Genomic DNA, 16,699 nt, shown 5'->3' on the forward strand with positions numbered 1-16,699 from the left:
ACCGTAGCCTGGGAACATGGCCCATGATCTGCGACCCGGTCCCGACGCGCCCCCCACCGACGAGCTGGCGGGTGCCGAAGCCACCCTTGCGGTGCTGGCGCAGGTGCTGCACCACATCGGCAGTGACGAACTGTCCAATCCGACGCCGTGCTCGGAATTCGACGTCGCGCAGCTGACCGAGCATCTGCTGGGCTCCATCACCCTCCTCGGCGGCGCGGCCGGCGCGCAGTTTCCGGCCCGCGAGGCCACCGAGTCGCCGGAACGGCAGGTCATCGCCGCGGCCCGGCCCGCGCTGGACGCCTGGCACGGCCGTGGCCTGGACGGCACCGTCACCATCGGCTCGAATGAGTTCCCGGCGAGGGTGGCTGCGGGCATTCTGGCGGTCGAATTCCTGGTGCACGCCTGGGACTATGCGACGGCGACCGGCCGCACCGTGCAGGTGCCCGAACCGCTGGCCGAGTATGTGTTGGGGCTGGCGCAGGCGATCATCACGCCGGAGGGCCGGGTCCGGGCGGGATTCGACGAGCCCGTCGCGGTGCCCGACTCCGCGCCGGCCCTGCAGCGGTTGATCGCATTCACCGGGCGGTCATAGCCCCGCAACCTGCACGCCAATCCGGCTTTGCCTAGGCCGCCTACCGTGGGTGGCACATGGACATTGCCGGTTGGGTATGGGGGCTGACGGTCGTCGGCCTGGCCGGGCTGGTGGTTTTCGACTTCGTCTTCCACGTCCGCGAGCCGCACGTGCCGACGCTGAAGGAAGCCGCGGTCTGGTCCGGCGCCTACGTCGGCGTCGCGGTGCTGTTCGGGGTCGGCATGCTCGTGTTCGGCGGGGCCGACGCCGGCTCGGAGTACTTCGCCGGCTACGTCACCGAGAAGGCGCTCTCGGTGGACAACCTGTTCGTCTTCTTGGTCATCATGGCCAGCTTCCGGGTGCCGCGCGAGGATCAGCAGAAGGTGCTGCTGTTCGGGATCACCCTTGCCTTGGCCGCCCGGACCGGCTTCATCTTTCTCGGCGCGGCGCTGATCAACACGTTCTCCTGGGTCTTCTACTTCTTCGGGCTGATCCTGCTGGTGACGGCCCGCAACATGTTGAAGGCTCCCCGCGGGGAAGCGTCCCACCTCGCCGCCGATGGCGTCGTCCGGCTGGCGAAGAAGGTCGTCGCGGCCCCGATGCTGGTGGTGATGACCGCGATCGCCGGCACCGACGTGCTGTTCGCCCTCGACTCGATCCCGGCGATCTTCGGTCTCACCCAGAACACCTACATCGTGTTCACCGCGACGGCGTTCTCCCTGCTGGGCCTGCGCCAGCTGTACTTCCTGATCGACGGCCTGCTCGACCGGCTGGTCTACCTGTCCTACGGCCTGGCGGCGATCCTCGGATTCATCGGGGTGAAGCTGATCCTGCACGCGCTGCACGAAGACGGCGTCGGCGTCATCGAGGTCGGCACGGGCCCGTCGCTGCTGGTGATCATCGGCGTGCTGGTGGTCACCGTGGTCGCCTCATTGCGCAGCGGTTCCAAGGAGGCCGCCCAGAGTGAACGCGAGCGGGTTCCAGTGGCTTAAGCGCGGTCGCCTTCGGTGTCGTCGAAGAACCGCCACTGGCCGTCGAGATCGACCTCCATCCGCCACCCCAGTTCGGAGTTATCGGCCTTGACGTCGACGAACCAGGCGTGCGCGTCTTCGGCACTGGCGATGTCTTTGGTGGCCACGACGTCGCCGTGGGGGTCCAGCACTCGGTAGGTAGACATGCGTGGCAGGGTTCCCGCCGTTTGCCACGCTTAAGCGTGGCGCTCCACCCGCTCCAGGTAGAAGTAGAAGTAGCGGCCGTTATCGAGCACGCCCTTGCCGTTCATGATGCCGATCACGGTGTCGTCGTCGACGCGCTTGAAGTGGTCGTGGGTGGGCTGGCCGTCGTAGACCATGGTGGCCACCACCTCGCCGCGGAACTCCTCGGCCCACAGACTGGCCTCGCCCTTGCCGAGGCGGGTGTTGGAGAACTTGTTGCCGTTCTCGTCGAGGCAGACCAGCGGCTGCACGTCGGTGACCGAGTTGAACGTCTTGCCGAACCAGCGCGCCTTCTCCAGCAGCCCGTTCATCTTGTGGCCGGTGACGAACTCACCGCCGCGCCACTCGCCGATCATGCCCTCGACGGTGGCCGGGGGCAGCGTCGCCCAGAACTCGTCGAGCTCGGCGTCGGCGATGGTGTCGGTGCGCTGTTTGAGCGCGGTGAACGTCTTGCGGGCCAGTTCGTCGCTCATGTGCCTGCCTTTCTTTGCCGAACGTGAAGCCAACTTCACGCTCGCGGTCGAACGTGAAGCCAACTTCACACTCGGCGGTGGTATGGACTCACCCGGCCTTCTTCACGGCCCGCTTGAGACCGAACAGCAGCACGTTGGCCAGCACCGCGGCCACCCCCGGCAGCGGATTGTCGGCGCTGATGGTGTAGCTGATCTCGGTGCCCGATCCCGACGGCCGCAGCACCACATCGCCGACATAGTTGCGAAACGGGATGCCCGAGACGCCCCGGTAGCTCAGCCGCTGATCCGGCTCGAACGCGATGATCTCCTCAACCAGCGGCGCCATCCCCGGCACCGCCTTGATACGACGCTGGGCGCCGACACCATTGGGCTCGGGGGAGCCGGGCCGGGCCAGGGTGATCTGCAGGCCGGGCGCCCAGGCGGACATGCCCTCGTAGTCCGAGAGCACCGCCCACACCCGGGCCGCGGGCGCGGCGACGGTGGCGGTAGCGGTCGCGTGCATAGAGTTCCTCCTCAGCGGTACGCCTGAGCGAACCGTAACAGCGCGTCGTTTTCCTCCGGCGCGCCGATGGTCACCCGCACCCCGTCGGCGCCGTACGGGCGCACCACGATGCGGGCCTCCGCAGCCGCGGCCACGAAGTCAGCGGTGCGCTCGGCCAGCGGCAGCCACACGAAGTTGGCCTGCGAATCCGGCAACTCGAACCCGGCCTCCCGCAGCGCCGCGCCGACCCGGACCCGTTCAGCGACCACCGCATCGGTGCGGGCCAGCAGCTCGTCGGCGGCGTCCAGTGAGGCGATCCCGGCGACCTGCGCCACGGACGACACCGTGAACGGCACGTAGACCTTGCCCAGTGCGGTGATGATCTCCGGGTCTCCGACCGCATAGCCCAACCGCAGCCCAGCCAGCCCGTAGGCTTTCGAAAACGTCCGCAGCACAACCACGTTCGGGTATTTGCGGGCCAGTCCCAGACTGTCGGGCACCATGCCGTCGCGGATGTACTCGACATAGGCCTCGTCGATGGCGACCAGGATGTGCGGCGGCACCGCGGCCACGAACCGGGCCAGCGCGTCGGGGTCGACGACGGTCGAGGTCGGATTGTTCGGGTTGCAGACGAAGATCAGCCGGGTGCGGTCGGTGATGGCGGCCAGCATCGCGTCCAGGTCGTAGGTGTGCTCACGCAACGGCACCTGCACCGGCACGCCGCCGGCGGTGCGCACCTGCAGCGGGTAGATCTCGAAGCTGCGCCAGCCGAACACCACCTCCTCACCCGCGCCGGTGCTGATCTGGATCAACTGTTGGCACAGGCTCACCGACCCGGCGCCCGCGGCGACATGCTGCGGGGCGAATCCGACGTGTTCGGCCAGCCGGGCCCGCAGCGCGGCGTAGCCGTTGTCCGGGTAGCGGTTGGTCCCGGCCAGGGCTTTCTCGACGGCCTTGACGACGCTGGGCAGCGGCGGCAGCACCGTCTCGTTGCTGGCCAGCTTGATCGAGCCCGGCACCGTCTTGCCCTCGACGTAGGCCGGCAATGCGGCGATCTCCGGGCGCAGGCGGGCGGTCACGGACCACAGCATATGTGCGCCGGTGGCCGCCGCATGAACCCGCGGTTTCGAAGCCGGGGCATTGATCCGGTACCCTCAACGAGTTCGAGGAGGCGTGCCAGAGCGGCCGAATGGGACTCACTGCTAATGAGTTGTCCTCTTACCGGGGACCGGAGGTTCAAATCCTCTCGCCTCCGCCACGGTCGAGCTTGCTCGTCCGAGCAGTACAACTGAAGACCGGCGCCCGTAGCTCAACGGATAGAGCATCTGACTACGGATCAGAAGGTTGGGGGTTCGAATCCCTTCGGGCGCACAAAAGAATTTCGGCGTTCACTCTGCGCCTAGGGCGGGAAAGTGCGAGTGGGTTACGCCGTGGGCGCAGAGTCAACCGGCCGAGTTCACCGTGGCGCCGACGCATCCGGCGAGAACCAAGCCTGCTTGGCCTGCCAGGACCGGGCCAGCCCGTAGGCGAAGATCGTCACGGACAGGCAGATGCAGGCCCAGATCGCCGGCCCGGCGTAGCCGCCCCACCAGATCGAGATGATCGCGATCAGGCAGGCCACCACCGTCAGCAGCATCGACGCCAGATACAGGTTGACCGTCGTCCTGGCCCGCGGATCGTGCCGCAGGGCCAGCATCAGCCGACCGACGTAGCCGCTGAGGTAGAGCACGATGCCGCACGCGGCCACCTCGTAGGCGGTCAGCCACCCATCGCCGGTCAGGCTGGCGAACATATCGGGCTCATGGCCGCGTTCGATCTTGACGAAGCTGGCCAGCAACACCACGACGGCCAGCCCCACCGGCAGCTGTAGGTGTTTGCGCATGAGCGGGCGCACCTGATCGGGATCGGCCAGCCGCACCAGCATGTGATAGATGTTCGCGATCACCGCCACGATCAGACACAGGCCGCCGAGCAGATGCTGGACATTCCACATTCCCAGCCACTGGTGCAGCACGGGGCTGAGTTCGGCGCCGGCCCACGGCGACAGCAGCACCAGCGAACAGCCCTCCATCGCGATCGCGAAAGTGGCGGCGGCCTCCCAGCGCGACCACCAGGTGTCGCGGCGTACCCACAGGCTGTAGAGGATCACCGCGAGGGTGGCGGTGATGAATACCGATGTCATTGCGCACCGATCGCCGTGCCGCCCCCCGAGGTGAACCATGCGCTCTTCGCCTGCCAGGATCGCGCCGACCCGTAGGCGAAGGTCCCCACCGACAGGCAGATGCACGTCCAGATCGCCGGGCTGGCAGCACCGCCCTCAACCCACGCCGAGCCGATCACGATCAGACAGCCGGCGGAGGCGAACGTCATCGACACCAGGTACAGGTCGATGGTCGATTTGGCCCGCGGATCCTCTCGCAGCGTCAGCATCAGCCGGCTGACGTAGGCGCTGAGGTAGAGCAGCACGGCGCAGCCCACCACCTCATAGGCGATCAGCCAGGAATCGGTGTGTGCGGCAGCGAACAGGTCCAGGCGGTACTCCTGGTCGGCGAGCAGATAGGACGGCACCATCAGCGCGACGCCGAGCCATACCGGGACAGTCAGATGGCGGCGCATGATCGAGCGCACCTGTGCGGGATCAGCGAGGCGCACCAGCATGTGGTAGATGTTCGCCACGACGGCCGCGATCAGGCACAGGTGGCCGAGCATCTGCTGCACGTTCCACACTCCCAGCCCGCGGCGCAGGATCGGGCCGATTGCGGTAGCGCCCCACGGCGACATCAACAGCAGCGCACCGGCTTCCAGCACCAGTGCCAGTGAGGCGGCGGCCTCCCAGCGCGACCACCAGGTGTCGCGGCGAATCCACGAGCTGTAGGCGATCAGCGCCAGGGTGGCAACGATGAGTACCGACGTCATGGCGCGCTCTCAAGACAGCGCTTGCGGCGGGTTGGGCTCCTTGACCGATCGACCGCCCGAGGCGAACCACGCCGCTTTCGCTTGCCAGGAGCGGGCCGAGCCGTAGGCGAAGATCGCCACCGACACGCACCCGCACAACCAGACCAGCGAACTCACGTCGGTTCTGGTCCAGGTGGTGCTCAACTGTGCCACCAACGCCGCTAACGCAAACGCCGACGAGGCGGTGTAGAGCTCGACGGTCTCCTTGGCGCGGGGATCGGAGCGCACCAGCAGCAGCAGCCGGGTCGCGTAGCTGGACAGGAAGATCAGCAAACCGCAGAACAACACCCAGTACACGCTCGCCCACGCGCCGCCGCCGCCACTGGTCGAGAAACCGTCCGGGCGGTAGCCGGCGTCGGCGGTAATGAAGACGGCTACGAGCGCGACCACGCCGACGCGCACCGGCCACTCCACATGCCTGCGGTACCACGGCCGGATCCGGTCGAAGTCGGCCAGGCGCGGCAGCACGTGATAGATGTTGGCCGCGATCGCGATCACGAAGCAGATGTGGCCGGCCAGTTGCTGCAGGTTCCACATCCGGGTGGCGCGCTGCACCCACGGCCCGATCGTCTCGGCCGCCCACGGCGACATCAGCACCAGCGCGCAGGCCTCCAGCGCGATGGCGAGGGTGATGCCGATCTCCCAGCGCGACCACCATGTATCGCGGCGCACCCACAAGCTGTAGAGCGCCACGAGCACGGTGGCGCCGATGCAGGCCGACGTCATGCGTCGACGGTACTTCCCGCAGGTCCGCTTAGACCGGCGGTTTGTCCAGATCCGCCTTGAGATCTCCGATGCGCAGCGGCCGCGACGACGATTCCAGGTATTCCGCGACCGCTTCGTGCTCAATCAATCCGAACCGGACCTGCAAATCGACCGGGTTCAACCCGAAGTACCGGGCGACCCGGATCAGATTGTCGGCACTGATCAGCCGGCCCTCGTGGGCCGCCTTGTAGTAGGCCGACTTGCGGTATCCGAATGCCTCGTAGACCTCGGTGGCTCCGAGCGGCCTGCCGACGAGGTAAGGCAGCACGACGGTGGGGTCTTTGTGACGATCGTCCACAGCAATAAACCTTAGCTCCGCTTCGTAGACCACACAACTATTCGGCAATAACGACGGTGCGAAAATCGCCCGCCGAATCACCCTACAGACAACAGCTCCAGCATCGCCCGGCTCGCAATCCGGGTGCCCACCGCGATTGCGGCGAGGTCGACGACGTAATCCGGCGAGTGCGGCGAGTAAGGGAATATTTTGCCGCATGCAGCGGCATCGGCGTACACCTGCGGATCGGCCACGCCGACCATCAGGTAAGCCAATGGCACGTCGTGATGCGGGCCTTTGAGTAGGTGACAGTCTTCCGACGCGGTGACCGCCGGAAGATCGGTGATGACGTTGTGCTCGCCGAGCACACCGCGCAGCGTCTCGGCCAGCCGGGCGGTCAGGCCGGCGTCGTTGACCAGGGGGGTGGAGCCGCCGCCCATCGTGATGACCGGCATCAGCTCGTCGGGCAGGCCGAAGCCGCGGGCGATGCCCTCGCTGATCGCCCGGATTCCGGTGAGCAGCTGGTCGCGCACCTGGGAGCTGTACCAGCGCAGGTTCACCAATAGCCGGGCCCGGTCCGGGATCACGTTGTAGGTCGAGCCGGCCTGCACCGAGCCGACGGTCAGCACCGCGCTCTCGTGTGGGGCGATGCTGCGGCTGATGATGCTCTGGAAACCCACCACGGCCTGGGCGGCCATCAGCACGGGATCCTTGGACAGCTGCGGCAGCGACCCGTGCCCGCCGACGCCGTGGAAGGTGATCTCGAGCTGGTCAGTGCCGGCCATCCGCTCACCGCCGGCGGCGGCCACCATGCCCACCGGCACCGGCGCGGTGTGCATGGCGACGAATGAATCCGGCCGTGGGGCAACGGCGTAGAGCCCGTCGTCGACCATCGCCTGGGCGCCGGAGATCGGCTCTTCGGCAGGTTGGCCGATCAGCACCGCGGTGCCCGACCAGGTGGACTGCGCGAGGACCTTGGCCATCCCGAGCATCCAGGTGACGTGGGCGTCGTGGCCACAGACGTGCGCGACCGGTGTCTGGCTGCCGTCGTCGTTGGTGACCTGCACGGTGCTTGCATAGTCCAGGCCGGTTGCCTCGCGCACCGGCAGCGCATCCATGTCGGCCCGGTACATCACCACCGGGCCCTGGCCGCGCTCCAGGATCGCCACCACCCCGGTGCCGCCGATCCCGGTCGTCACGGTGAACCCGAGATCGGTGAGTGCCTGCGCGACGATCCGCGCGGTGCGCACCTCGGCGAAGCCCAGTTCGGGGTTGCGGTGCAGATCCTTGAACACCTCGATCAGCCGGGGCGTGTCGTCGGCGACGATCGCCTCGACTTCATCGCGGTGTTCATGCCGCGGTCCCAGCTTCGCCTCTCCTCCGTCGAGCCTCGCTGAACCGCGGTGTTCATGCCGCGGTCCCAGCTTCGCCTCTCCTCCGTCGAGCCTCGCTGAGCCGCGGTGCTCGGTCATCGCTCAGCCCTCCATCAACGTCAGCGCGCGTTGGAACAGCCACACCGCCGCATCGTGCAGCTGGTCGCCGACTTCCTTCTGCGCCTTGCCCGCCGACGCCCGGGCCAGCGTGCCTTCGATCACGATGCCCAATTTGAAGCAGGCCAAAACCGTGTACCAGCCGATCTGCGACAGGTCGCGGGAGCTGCCCGCGGCGTAGCGCTCCAACAGCTCACCGGTCGAAGCCAGGCCGTCCATGCCGGTCAGGGTGTGGCTGAACACGCTGGATCCGTCGTCTTGGCGCCAGGTCGCCAACAGCCAGCCCAGGTCCAGCAGCGGATCGCCGATCGTCGACATCTCCCAGTCCAGGATCGCCGCCACCTGCGGCCCGCTGCGGGAGAACATCACGTTGGCCACGTGGTAGTCGCCGTGCAGGATGCCCGGCTGCCAGGATTTCGGCACGTTGCGCTGCAGCCACGAGGCGACCTCGTCGATGCCGGGCAGCTCGGGACCCGGGTAGTTCTCGAACTGGCGGTAGGAGTCCAGCTCCGAAAGCCAGCGCGGCACTTGGCGTTCCAGGAATCCGTCCGGCTTGCCGTAGTCGGCCAGCCCCACCGCGACGTGGTCGACGGCGCCGAGGCGGGCCAGCGCGTCGGCCATCGACAGGCCCATCTGGTGCCGGATCGCCGGGTCGCCGGCGTGCAGCTCGGGAAGTTCCTCACCGGCGTTGAACCCGTCGATCGGCTCCATGAGGTAGAACACCGCGTCACCGAGCACCGCCGGGTCGTCGCAGACCGCGATCAACCGCGGGTGCGGCACGTCGGTGTCGGCCAGTGCGGCCAGCACCCGGGTCTCCCGCAGCATCACCTCGTTGCTGCGCGGGCGCAGATGCAGTGGCCCACGGCGCAACACATAGCTGCGGCCAGACCGGGTGAACCGCAGCATGACGTTCTGGGTTCCGCCGGACAATTCGGTGACGTCCTCCAGCGGACCGTCGCCGAGGCGCCGCTCAGACATCCACTGCGCGACCGGTTCGAGCTGCATGCGGTGCTCAGCCCTTGGGGCGTACCAGCTGGGAGATGGTCTGCACCCGGATCGAGTCGGCGCCGAACACGAAGGTGTCCACCCCGTCGACCTGGAACCCCGGCGAGTCGAGCGTCCACTCCAGCAGTAGGACATCGCCGTGGTAGGTCTTCGACTTGATGTCGAACACCGCAGAGGCCAGCGCGTCGGATAACTGACTGAACGCGGCCCGGATGCCGTCGCGGCCCTCCGCGACGCCGGCGGCGGTGATCAGCACCGAGTCGTCGGTGTAGTCGGTGAGCAGGTCGTCGACGTCGCGGGCGACCAAAGCGTGCAGGTGGTGGTCGAAGATCTCCTGTGGTGTACGGGCCATGACGTGACGATAACGGTTCACAGCGCGTCCATAGCGTCGATACACCGATGGCACAAGGGGTTGGACATACTGGAATGCGATGACTGCGCCACGGGGATCGGTGGAACGTGTCGTGATGGCGCGTGCCGACGGCAAGCCGATCACGGTGCTGGTGGTCGACGACGAGACGGTGCTGGCCGAGATGGTGTCGATGGCGCTGCGCTACGAGGGCTGGACCACTGCGACCGCGGGCGACGGCGCCTCGGCGATCGCCGCCGCGAAGGCCGAACGTCCCGACGTGGTGGTGCTCGACGTGATGCTGCCGGACATGAGCGGGCTGGATGTGCTGCGCAAGCTGCGCGAGGTCAACCCGCGGCTGCCGGTGCTGTTCTTGACCGCCAAGGATGCGCTGGAGGACCGCATCGCCGGATTGACCGCCGGCGGCGACGACTACGTCACCAAACCGTTCAGCATCGAAGAGGTGGTGTTGCGACTGCGGGCGCTGCTGCGCCGCACCGGCGTGAGCACCGCCGAGGCCGGAGCGCAGATCGTGGTGGGCGACCTGGTTCTCGACGAGGACTCCCATGAGGTCACCCGCGGCGGCGACCCGATCACGTTGACCTCCACCGAATTCGAGCTGCTGCGCTACCTGATGCACAACGCCAAACGGGTGCTGTCCAAGGCGCAGATCCTGGACCGGGTGTGGGACTACGACTTCGGCGGCCGGGCCAACATCGTCGAGTTGTACATCTCCTACCTGCGCAAGAAGATCGACAACGGCCGGGAACCGATGATCCACACGTTGCGCGGCGCCGGTTATGTGCTCAAACCGACCGTGTAAATCGTTGCGAGCCGGTGCTCGACGGCCCTGGTCGCTGCGGGCGCGGTTGCTGGCCGGTCAGATCGCGCTGCTGACGGTGGCCTGCCTGGGCATCGGCGCGGTGACCGAGCTGGCCTTGTATCAGTACCTGGTCAGCCAACTCGACCATCAGCTCTACGACGCCGCCCGCCGTTCGGCGCGGCTGCACGGCCAGCCCCCGCCACCGGCATGGCACCGCCGCCATCGCCCCCGGCCAGGCCCGGGGCCGGACTTTCTCGACGCCCCCGGTCAGCCGGTCGGCATGGTCGGTGCGGTGATGGACGGCTCGGGCCCGATGATCGACGCGGGCTGTCTGGGCACCTCCGGCCTGCGTGAGGGGCTGAGTCCTTCGGCGACAACGCAATTGGCCGGCGTCGCCGCTGAACCGGCACCGGTCACCCGGCGTCTGGACGGTGTCGGCCGCTACCGGCTGGTCGCGACCCCCGCCCGCCACGGTGAGGAGATCATCATCACCGGGCTGCCGTTGGCTGCCGTGGACGCCACCATGGTGCGGGTCCTACTCATCTTCGGGCTGGTCACCTTGGTCGCGGTGGCCGCCGCTGCCACCGCCGGCACTGTCGTCACCCGGCGGGCGCTGGCCCCGCTGCGCCGCGTTGCGCAGACCGCCGGCGAGGTCGCCGGTCTGCCGTTGGACCGCGGCGAGGCGACACTGCCGGTGCGGGTCGCCGAATCCGACACCAGCCCCCGCACCGAGGTCGGCCAATTGGGCGCCGCGGTCAACCGGATGCTCGACCACATCGCCGCCGCGCTGTCGACCCGGCAGGCCAGCGAGACCCGGGTGCGTCAGTTCGTCGCCGACGCCAGCCATGAGTTGCGTACTCCGCTGACCGCGATCCGCGGTTACACCGAACTGGCCCAACGCGTTCCGCATGACAGCGAAGCCGTGTCGCACGCGCTGAGCCGCGTGCAGTCCGAGACCGAGCGGATGACGCACCTGGTCGAGGATTTGCTGTTGTTGGCCCGGCTGGATTCCGGCCGGCCGCTGGAGCACGAGCCGGTGGACCTGTCGCGGCTGGCGGTCGACGCGGTCAGCGACGCCCACGTCGGCGGGCCCGACCACCAGTGGCAGCTTGACCTGCCCGAGGAGCCGGTGACGGTGCCCGGCGACGCCGCCCGGTTGCATCAGGTGCTGACCAACCTGCTCACCAATGCCCGGGTGCACACCGGCGCGGGAACGGTGGTGCGGACCCGATTGAGTGTCGAGGGCGCCGAGGCGGTGCTGACGGTGACCGACGACGGCCCGGGCATTCCAGAGGAGTTCCAACCGGAGATCTTCGAGCGGTTCGTCCGCGGTGACACCTCCAGGTCCCGTAAGGGCGGCAGCACCGGGCTGGGGCTGGCGATCGCGTCGGCGGTGGTCCGGGCCCATCGCGGCACGATCGCGGTGACCAGCAGGCCCGGCCACACCGAGTTCGCCGTCCGCCTGCCCATCTAACGCGTTTGCCTTCCCCCGGGTGCGGGGTAGGCGACATGGATGAATCCCGAAATGCCACCCGAACCGGGAACACCGGAAGAACCACCCCACCGGCGGGTTCCCGAGGACCCGCCGGAACGACTGGTACCCGAGGACCCGCCGGAACGATTGGCGCCCGAAGAGACGCCGGAGCGGCTGGTGCCCGAAGACCCACCGGAGGAGTGAGCGCTCATGCGTGCTGAAGAAGGCGACGAATCCATTGCCGATTACGCCCACGAGGCGCAGGAGACGCACGACCGGGTCAAGCCCCCGTCTTTGTGGACGCGGCTGCGCGACGCCCTGGGTGCCCTGACCCGGCGGCGCCACTGAGCGCGGCGACTGCCACCGCGCCGCGCGGATCGGTGGCAGTCTGATCGCCATGGAGCACCGACCGGTCAGCGCGGCAGTCGAGGCCGCCCACAATGCACACCGCAAGACCCTGCCCTTCGGGGACACAACGGATTTCGAGGACGCCGACCGCGGTTTCATTGCCGCGCTGGCGCCGTGTGTCATCACCGCCGCCGACGGCCGGGTGGTGTGGGACAACGACAGCTACGGCTTCTTGGCCGGTGACGCCCCGACCTCTGTGCATCCAGCGCTGTGGCGGCAGTCCCAGCTGGCGGCCAAACAGGGGCTCTACGAAGTCGTCGCAGGCATCTACCAGGTCCGCGGCTTCGACATCTCCAACATCACCTTCGTCGAGGGCGACACCGGCGTCATCGTCATCGATCCGCTGATCTCCACCGAGGTCGCCGCCGCCGCCCTGGCGCTGTACCGCCAACACCGCGGGAATCGTGCGGTCAGCGCGGTTATTTATACCCACAGCCACGTCGACCATTTCGGCGGCGTGCTGGGCGTCACCTCGCAGGCCGACGTCGACGCCGGCCGGGTCGCCATCCTCGCCCCCGAGGGCTTCATCGACCATGTGGTGGCCGAGAACGTCTACGCCGGCACCGCGATGCTGCGCCGCGCCAGCTACATGTACGGCACCACGCTGGCGCGAGGCCCGTACGGACAGGTCGGCTGCGGCCTGGGCCAGAACACCTCGACCGGAGAGGTGGCCGTCATCGTCCCGACCGACACCATCTGCCGCACCGGTGAGACCCGCGTCGTCGACGGGGTGCAGATCGAGTTCCAGATGGCGCCCGGCTCCGAAGCCCCGGCCGAGATGCATTTCTACTTTCCGCAATTCCGGGCGCTGTGCATGGCCGAGAACGCCACCCACACCCACCACAACCTGCTGACGCTGCGCGGCGCGCTGGTCCGCGACCCGCGCGCCTGGGCGGGCTACCTCACCGAGGCCATCGACACCTTCGCCGGCCGCTCCGACGTCGTCTTCGCCTCGCACCATTGGCCGATGTGGGGTACCGAGCGGATCGCGGAATACCTTGCGCTGCAACGCGATCTGTATGCCTATCTGCACGATCAGACGCTGCGGCTGCTGAACCAGGGCTACACCGGGACCGAGATCGCCGAACAGTTCCAGCTGCCCCCGGCGCTGGAAAGCGCCTGGCACGCCCGCGGCTATTACGGTTCGGTGAGCCACAACGTCAAGGCCGTCTACCAGCGCTACCTGGGCTGGTTCGACGGCAACCCGGCCCGGCTCTGGCCGCACCCACCGGAGGCGCTGGCCACCCGTTACACCGCGGCCCTGGGCGGGGTGGACCGCGTCGTCGACCTGGCGGCCGAAGCGTTCAAGGGCGGCGATTTCCGGTGGGCGGCAACACTGCTCGACCATGCGGTGTTCGCTGAACCCGAGCACGCCGGGGCGCGCCGGCTCTACGCCGACACCCTTGAGCAGCTGGCCTACGGCTCGGAAAACGCCACCTGGCGCAACTTCTTCCTGTCCGGTGCCACCGAATTGCGCAGCGGGGTGTTCGGCACCGCTGGGCAGGTCACCTCGATGGCGCTGCTGTCGCAGCTCAGCCCCGAGCAGCTCTTCGACAGCCTGGCCATCCGGGTGAACGGGCCCCGCGCCTGGGACCTGGACGTGGCCCTGGACGTCTCGTTCGCCGACACCGGCGTCAACTACCGCCTCACCCTGCGCAACGGCGTGCTGGTTCACCGCAAAGCGCCGGCCGCCCCCGACAGTGCGGATGCCACCGTCACGGCGGCCACCAAGCTGGCGCTGCTGGGGGCGCTGCTGGGGGAGGGCGCACCGGAGATTACCGGCGACCCGACAGCGTGGGCGAAACTGCGGGCCGTACTCGACACCGCCGACCCGGCTTTCAACATCGTCACCCCGTGACGCGGGGCCGGATGCGCCCCTTAGGGTGGCAGCGTGCAGTTGCTGCTTATCCGCCACGCGTTGCCGCTGCGCAGCGAGTACGGCCAGGGCTCAGACCCCGAGTTGAGTGAGACCGGCCACCAGCAGGCACTGCGCCTGCCCGACGCGTTGGCGCGGTACCCGATCACCCGGCTGGTCAGCAGCCCGCAGCGCCGGGCGGTACAGACCGCCGAACCGCTGGCGGGCAAGCGCAACCTGACCATCGACATCGACGAGCGGTTCGCCGAATACGACCGTGACCTGGCCGGCTATCTGCCCGTCGAGCAGCTGCGCACCGAGCGGCCGCAGGACTGGGCCCGGATGGCGCAGGGGCACCTGCCCGCCGACGTCGACGAAGCCGCCTTCTGTGCGCGGGTGGCCGCGGCCGTCGCTGATGTGGTGGCCGCCGCCGACGCCGACGACACCGTGGCGGTGTTCAGCCACGGCGGCGTGATCAATGTGGTGCTGCACCAGATTCTGGGCACCCCGCGGCTGCTGTCGTTTCCCATCGATTATGTGTCAGTCACGCGGTTGCTGTATTCCCGCTCCGGGCAGGCTGCGGTGGCCTCGACCAACGGCACCGAGCATGTCTGGGATCTGTTGCCGCGTAACCAATCGCGGTTGCCCGGTAACGACGCCGCCGACGCGGCGGGCTAGACCGGCCGGTTAGCGGCGCGCGGCCAGCGTTCTCTTGGCGGCGCGCCGCAGCTGGAAGATCCGCGCGGTGCCGGCCAACGCGGTGATCAGCCCCCCGCTGACGGCCGCCAGCAGGATCGCCACGCCCAGCGGCAGGCTCCACGTCCACCCCAAAAACGTCAGGTCGACCGGCCCGGTGTTCTGGGTGACGAACACCAATAGCACGATCAGCACCACAAAACCGGCGATCAGCGCGCTCCACAGCGCGCCGGCGCGAGTGAACGGCATCCCTGGCGGCGGCGCACCGGGTTGGCCATGCGACGGGTCGGCTGGCACGTTGGGATCGCTGCTCATGAGTGCCATCTTGCCGCTTCGCTGCGGGTTATAAACGCGTTCTGGTCAGTTTCTGCCGTCGGGTTATGAAGCTGCGGATCGCCGACCGGTCGCTTACGGTGGTCCGGTGAGCGCAGCCCCATCCGGCTCGTGGCCGGCGATCCTGACCTGGCGGGCGCCCGACGCCCCGCGGATGGAATCGGTGCGGGTGCAGCTGTCCGGCAACCGGATCAAAGCCAACGGCCGGATCGTGGCGGCGGCCACCGACACCCATCCGGCGTTCAGCGCCTACTACGACCTGCAGACCGACGAGTCCGGGGCCACCAAGCGGCTGGGATTGACCGTCACCGTGGCCGAACGCGACCGCCAGTTGGTGATCGCCCGCGACGAAGAGAACATGTGGCTGATCACCGATGCCCGCGGGCAGTCCCGCGCCAGCTATGACGGCGCCCTGGACGTCGACGTGGTGTTCAGCCCGTTCTTCAACACGCTGCCGATCCGGCGAGCCGGGCTGCATGAGCGGACGGCCACGGTCACCGTGCCGACGGTCTACCTATGGCTGCCGGAGATGACGGTGGTCGCAGCGGCCGCCAGCTACGGCAGCACCGAGACCGGCATCCGGGCCATCACCCCGGGCACCGACCCCGAAGGAACCACCATCACCGTGGACGACGACGGGTTCGTCATCGACTATCCCGGGTTGGCAGCGCGGATCTGATCACCCCGCCGGCCCGGCCGGCGGCGGCCAGGTCGCGGCGCCAGTCGTTCTCGCCGACGACCACGGTGACGATCTCGTGGCGCGGGAAGCTGTCGTAGCGGGTGCGAGCGGCGTGCCCATGGTTGACCAGCTCGGCCACCGAATCGGCGGCCGACAGCGAATCCCGGGCGTCGGCCAGCAGCGCGATGGCGCGCTCCAGCACCGGCAACAGTTGCAGCCAGTTGGCCTCGCACATCGCCCGGACCAGCTCCGGCGCCGTCCCGGCGACCCGGGTGCCGTCCCGGAACGATCCGGCGGCCAGCGCGAACGCCAGCGGCACGTCCGCAGCGGTGACAGCCAGCGCTTCGGCCAGCAGGTGCGGCAGGTGCGAGATTGCGGCCGCGGCCGCGTCGTGCTCCTCGGAGCGCGCCGGCACCGCCACCGAGCCGCAGTCCAGGATCAGCTCCAGCACCGTTGCGAACACCGTCGGGTCCACGTGGTCGTCGACGCTGATCACCCACGGTGCTCCCTGGAACAGCCCGGCGTGCCCGGCGGGCCAGCCGGAGTGCGCGGTACCGGCCATCGGATGGCCGCCGACGAATCGGGCCTGCAGTCCGGCGGCGGTGATGCTGTCGAGCACCGGCTGCTTGACGCTGGTGACGTCGGTCAACGGGCACTGCGGTGCCAGTCGGCGGATGTGGTCGAGCAGCATCGACAACGCCGGCACCGGGACGGCCAGCACGATCAGCGCGCCGGTCTCCGCGGCGCGGGTCAATGCCGCCTCCAGGTCGGTGGTCGCGTCGAACCCGTCGGCGACGGCGGCCTTCACCCCGTCCGCGGACCGGTTGTAGCCGAACGCCACCCGGCCGGCT

The 16,699-nt window shown here is 68.5% G+C and carries 22 protein-coding genes and 2 tRNA genes; 11 read left to right on the forward strand and 13 right to left on the reverse strand.

The genetic code is table 11. From position 1 onward, the window contains the following. Positions 1 to 16 precede the first annotated feature (16 nt). Together A5694_RS00425 and A5694_RS00430 are read left to right on the forward strand one after the other, a co-directional pair. Complete coding sequence (locus A5694_RS00425) at positions 17 to 592, forward strand: TIGR03086 family metal-binding protein (RefSeq protein ID WP_064919890.1); 576 nt, start codon at positions 17 to 19, stop codon at positions 590 to 592. A gap of 56 nt (positions 593 to 648) precedes the next feature. After that, the gene (locus tag A5694_RS00430; protein ID WP_064919891.1) at positions 649 to 1,563 is read left to right on the forward strand and encodes a TerC family protein; all 915 of its coding nucleotides are present in this window, start codon (positions 649 to 651) and stop codon (positions 1,561 to 1,563) included. On the opposite strand, the gene A5694_RS00435 is transcribed toward A5694_RS00430, so the two are convergent. From A5694_RS00435 to hisC, 4 genes are all read right to left on the reverse strand, one after another. Further along, positions 1,560 to 1,748, reverse strand: coding sequence for a hypothetical protein (locus A5694_RS00435; RefSeq protein WP_064919892.1), 189 nt, complete (start codon positions 1,746 to 1,748; stop codon positions 1,560 to 1,562). The genes A5694_RS00430 and A5694_RS00435 overlap by 4 nt on opposite strands. A 30-nt stretch (positions 1,749 to 1,778) precedes the next feature. Then, on the reverse strand, positions 1,779 to 2,258 hold the full coding sequence (locus A5694_RS00440) for a DUF4334 domain-containing protein (protein ID WP_064919893.1): 480 nt from the start codon (positions 2,256 to 2,258) through the stop codon (positions 1,779 to 1,781). An 88-nt stretch (positions 2,259 to 2,346) separates the two neighbouring features. Further along, positions 2,347 to 2,760, reverse strand: coding sequence for an SRPBCC family protein (locus A5694_RS00445; protein WP_064919894.1), 414 nt, complete (start codon positions 2,758 to 2,760; stop codon positions 2,347 to 2,349). Positions 2,761 to 2,771: 11 nt separating this feature from the next. Continuing rightward, positions 2,772 to 3,818 carry a histidinol-phosphate transaminase gene (gene hisC / locus A5694_RS00450; RefSeq protein WP_064919910.1) on the reverse strand — a complete coding sequence of 349 codons (1,047 nt, stop codon included), beginning with the start codon at positions 3,816 to 3,818 and terminating at the stop codon, positions 2,772 to 2,774. Positions 3,819 to 3,906: 88 nt separating this feature from the next. Between hisC and A5694_RS00455 the strand changes: the two genes are divergently transcribed. Then, a tRNA-Ser gene (locus tag A5694_RS00455) sits at positions 3,907 to 3,997 on the forward strand. A 40-nt stretch (positions 3,998 to 4,037) separates the two neighbouring features. Next, positions 4,038 to 4,110 (forward strand) — tRNA-Arg (locus A5694_RS00460). A gap of 85 nt (positions 4,111 to 4,195) precedes the next feature. Here the strand turns inward: A5694_RS00460 and A5694_RS00465 are convergent. The 7 genes from A5694_RS00465 to A5694_RS00495 form a co-directional block, all read right to left on the reverse strand. Then, positions 4,196 to 4,921, reverse strand: coding sequence for a hypothetical protein (locus tag A5694_RS00465; protein WP_064919895.1), 726 nt, complete (start codon positions 4,919 to 4,921; stop codon positions 4,196 to 4,198). Next, positions 4,918 to 5,655 (reverse strand): hypothetical protein, encoded by a 738-nt coding sequence (locus tag A5694_RS00470; protein WP_064919896.1) that lies wholly within the window; start codon positions 5,653 to 5,655, stop codon positions 4,918 to 4,920. The genes A5694_RS00465 and A5694_RS00470 overlap by 4 nt, the downstream gene beginning before the upstream one ends. A gap of 9 nt (positions 5,656 to 5,664) precedes the next feature. After that, positions 5,665 to 6,420, reverse strand: a complete 756-nt coding sequence (locus tag A5694_RS00475) for a hypothetical protein (RefSeq protein ID WP_064919897.1) — start codon at positions 6,418 to 6,420, stop codon at positions 5,665 to 5,667. A gap of 28 nt (positions 6,421 to 6,448) precedes the next feature. Continuing rightward, positions 6,449 to 6,757 carry a hypothetical protein gene (locus tag A5694_RS00480; protein WP_064919898.1) on the reverse strand — a complete coding sequence of 103 codons (309 nt, stop codon included), beginning with the start codon at positions 6,755 to 6,757 and terminating at the stop codon, positions 6,449 to 6,451. Between the two features lie 77 nt (positions 6,758 to 6,834). Continuing rightward, a complete protein-coding gene (locus tag A5694_RS00485; RefSeq protein ID WP_082952436.1) occupies positions 6,835 to 8,208 on the reverse strand; it encodes an amidohydrolase in 1,374 nt (457 codons plus the stop codon). A 3-nt stretch (positions 8,209 to 8,211) separates the two neighbouring features. Next, positions 8,212 to 9,231, reverse strand: coding sequence for a phosphotransferase family protein (locus tag A5694_RS00490; protein ID WP_064919899.1), 1,020 nt, complete (start codon positions 9,229 to 9,231; stop codon positions 8,212 to 8,214). Positions 9,232 to 9,238: 7 nt separating this feature from the next. Further along, positions 9,239 to 9,583 carry a nuclear transport factor 2 family protein gene (locus A5694_RS00495; RefSeq protein WP_064919900.1) on the reverse strand — a complete coding sequence of 115 codons (345 nt, stop codon included), beginning with the start codon at positions 9,581 to 9,583 and terminating at the stop codon, positions 9,239 to 9,241. 115 nt (positions 9,584 to 9,698) lie between these two features. On the opposite strand from A5694_RS00495, the gene A5694_RS00500 reads away from it, so the two are divergent. Genes A5694_RS00500 through A5694_RS00515 form a run of 6 tightly spaced genes read left to right on the forward strand, consistent with a single transcriptional unit; the run spans position 9,699 to position 14,818 of the window. Further along, positions 9,699 to 10,403: a response regulator transcription factor gene (locus A5694_RS00500; protein WP_064919901.1), complete on the forward strand. Its 705-nt coding sequence runs from the start codon at positions 9,699 to 9,701 to the stop codon at positions 10,401 to 10,403. Further along, complete coding sequence (locus A5694_RS00505) at positions 10,381 to 11,877, forward strand: sensor histidine kinase (RefSeq protein ID WP_064919902.1); 1,497 nt, start codon at positions 10,381 to 10,383, stop codon at positions 11,875 to 11,877. The genes A5694_RS00500 and A5694_RS00505 overlap by 23 nt, the downstream gene beginning before the upstream one ends. 39 nt (positions 11,878 to 11,916) lie before the next feature. Continuing rightward, positions 11,917 to 12,081 carry a hypothetical protein gene (locus A5694_RS23855; RefSeq protein WP_165604323.1) on the forward strand — a complete coding sequence of 55 codons (165 nt, stop codon included), beginning with the start codon at positions 11,917 to 11,919 and terminating at the stop codon, positions 12,079 to 12,081. Between the two features lie 6 nt (positions 12,082 to 12,087). Beyond that, positions 12,088 to 12,225, forward strand: a complete 138-nt coding sequence (locus tag A5694_RS23860) for a hypothetical protein (RefSeq protein ID WP_165604324.1) — start codon at positions 12,088 to 12,090, stop codon at positions 12,223 to 12,225. A gap of 49 nt (positions 12,226 to 12,274) precedes the next feature. After that, positions 12,275 to 14,143, forward strand: coding sequence for an alkyl/aryl-sulfatase (locus A5694_RS00510; protein ID WP_064919903.1), 1,869 nt, complete (start codon positions 12,275 to 12,277; stop codon positions 14,141 to 14,143). Between the two features lie 33 nt (positions 14,144 to 14,176). Then, positions 14,177 to 14,818, forward strand: coding sequence for a histidine phosphatase family protein (locus A5694_RS00515; RefSeq protein WP_064919904.1), 642 nt, complete (start codon positions 14,177 to 14,179; stop codon positions 14,816 to 14,818). A gap of 9 nt (positions 14,819 to 14,827) precedes the next feature. Here A5694_RS00515 and A5694_RS00520 read toward each other — a convergent pair whose 3' ends face one another. Further along, positions 14,828 to 15,151 (reverse strand): LapA family protein, encoded by a 324-nt coding sequence (locus A5694_RS00520; RefSeq protein ID WP_064919905.1) that lies wholly within the window; start codon positions 15,149 to 15,151, stop codon positions 14,828 to 14,830. 106 nt (positions 15,152 to 15,257) lie between these two features. Between A5694_RS00520 and A5694_RS00525 the strand changes: the two genes are divergently transcribed. Next, complete coding sequence (locus A5694_RS00525) at positions 15,258 to 15,848, forward strand: putative glycolipid-binding domain-containing protein (RefSeq protein WP_064919906.1); 591 nt, start codon at positions 15,258 to 15,260, stop codon at positions 15,846 to 15,848. On the opposite strand, the gene A5694_RS00530 is transcribed toward A5694_RS00525, so the two are convergent. Next, positions 15,814 to 16,699, reverse strand: an 886-nt coding sequence (locus A5694_RS00530; RefSeq protein WP_064919912.1) for a prephenate dehydrogenase, incomplete at its 5' end; no start/stop codon positions are given. The genes A5694_RS00525 and A5694_RS00530 overlap by 35 nt on opposite strands.

It is taken from the genome of Mycolicibacter sinensis, from assembly GCF_001667945.1.
Lineage (GTDB): Bacteria > Actinomycetota > Actinomycetes > Mycobacteriales > Mycobacteriaceae > Mycobacterium > Mycobacterium sinense_B.

What these genes read in the sequence shown, in the direction of transcription:
- A5694_RS00425 (WP_064919890.1), top strand. Translation starts at nt 17, where the DNA reads ATGGCCCATGATCTGCGACCCGGTCCCGACGCGCCCCCCACCGACGAG.
- A5694_RS00505 (WP_064919902.1), top strand. Translation starts at nt 10,381, where the DNA reads ATGTGCTCAAACCGACCGTGTAAATCGTTGCGAGCCGGTGCTCGACGG.
- A5694_RS00435 (WP_064919892.1), bottom strand. Translation starts at nt 1,748, where the DNA reads ATGTCTACCTACCGAGTGCTGGACCCCCACGGCGACGTCGTGGCCACC.
- A5694_RS00475 (WP_064919897.1), bottom strand. Translation starts at nt 6,420, where the DNA reads ATGACGTCGGCCTGCATCGGCGCCACCGTGCTCGTGGCGCTCTACAGC.
- A5694_RS00445 (WP_064919894.1), bottom strand. Translation starts at nt 2,760, where the DNA reads ATGCACGCGACCGCTACCGCCACCGTCGCCGCGCCCGCGGCCCGGGTG.
- A5694_RS00470 (WP_064919896.1), bottom strand. Translation starts at nt 5,655, where the DNA reads ATGACGTCGGTACTCATCGTTGCCACCCTGGCGCTGATCGCCTACAGC.
- A5694_RS00465 (WP_064919895.1), bottom strand. Translation starts at nt 4,921, where the DNA reads ATGACATCGGTATTCATCACCGCCACCCTCGCGGTGATCCTCTACAGC.
- A5694_RS00430 (WP_064919891.1), top strand. Translation starts at nt 649, where the DNA reads ATGGACATTGCCGGTTGGGTATGGGGGCTGACGGTCGTCGGCCTGGCC.
- A5694_RS00490 (WP_064919899.1), bottom strand. Translation starts at nt 9,231, where the DNA reads ATGCAGCTCGAACCGGTCGCGCAGTGGATGTCTGAGCGGCGCCTCGGC.
- A5694_RS00510 (WP_064919903.1), top strand. Translation starts at nt 12,275, where the DNA reads ATGGAGCACCGACCGGTCAGCGCGGCAGTCGAGGCCGCCCACAATGCA.
- A5694_RS23855 (WP_165604323.1), top strand. Translation starts at nt 11,917, where the DNA reads ATGAATCCCGAAATGCCACCCGAACCGGGAACACCGGAAGAACCACCC.
- A5694_RS00485 (WP_082952436.1), bottom strand. Translation starts at nt 8,208, where the DNA reads ATGACCGAGCACCGCGGCTCAGCGAGGCTCGACGGAGGAGAGGCGAAG.
- A5694_RS00495 (WP_064919900.1), bottom strand. Translation starts at nt 9,583, where the DNA reads ATGGCCCGTACACCACAGGAGATCTTCGACCACCACCTGCACGCTTTG.
- A5694_RS00520 (WP_064919905.1), bottom strand. Translation starts at nt 15,151, where the DNA reads ATGAGCAGCGATCCCAACGTGCCAGCCGACCCGTCGCATGGCCAACCC.
- A5694_RS23860 (WP_165604324.1), top strand. Translation starts at nt 12,088, where the DNA reads ATGCGTGCTGAAGAAGGCGACGAATCCATTGCCGATTACGCCCACGAG.
- A5694_RS00440 (WP_064919893.1), bottom strand. Translation starts at nt 2,258, where the DNA reads ATGAGCGACGAACTGGCCCGCAAGACGTTCACCGCGCTCAAACAGCGC.
- A5694_RS00500 (WP_064919901.1), top strand. Translation starts at nt 9,699, where the DNA reads ATGGCGCGTGCCGACGGCAAGCCGATCACGGTGCTGGTGGTCGACGAC.